1 pseudogene is annotated in these 236 nt (G+C 41.5%); it reads left to right on the top strand.

The features are described 5' to 3' along the window. Positions 1-236 (top strand): annotated as a pseudogene (locus AAEY57_RS21145) (TonB-dependent siderophore receptor); the annotation flags it as partial.

The raw sequence follows: 236 nt of genomic DNA, 5'->3' as shown, positions 1-236 counted from the left end.
CCAAAATACTGCCGGAGTATGGACTCGCTATGACCTACCCAGCATTAACTCATCTATTGCTGCTGGCCTTGATTATGTTGATCAGCAAGTAAGTTTAGATGGCACCCATGTAAAGCCCTATACTATTTACAATATGGCCTGGAAAACTCAGTTAGAAAACTGGACGTGGCAAGTATCAATTAAAAATGTGTTTGATAAAGAGTTCGCATCAAGCGGCTTTATAAATCGCACTGGGC

Origin of the sequence: Pseudoalteromonas sp. MER144-MNA-CIBAN-0113 (assembly GCF_040308965.1) — a bacterium.
Lineage (GTDB): Bacteria > Pseudomonadota > Gammaproteobacteria > Enterobacterales > Alteromonadaceae > Pseudoalteromonas > Pseudoalteromonas tetraodonis.
The sequence above is the reverse complement of the archived record's forward strand: the minus strand, read 5'-3'. Positions and strand labels throughout refer to the sequence as shown.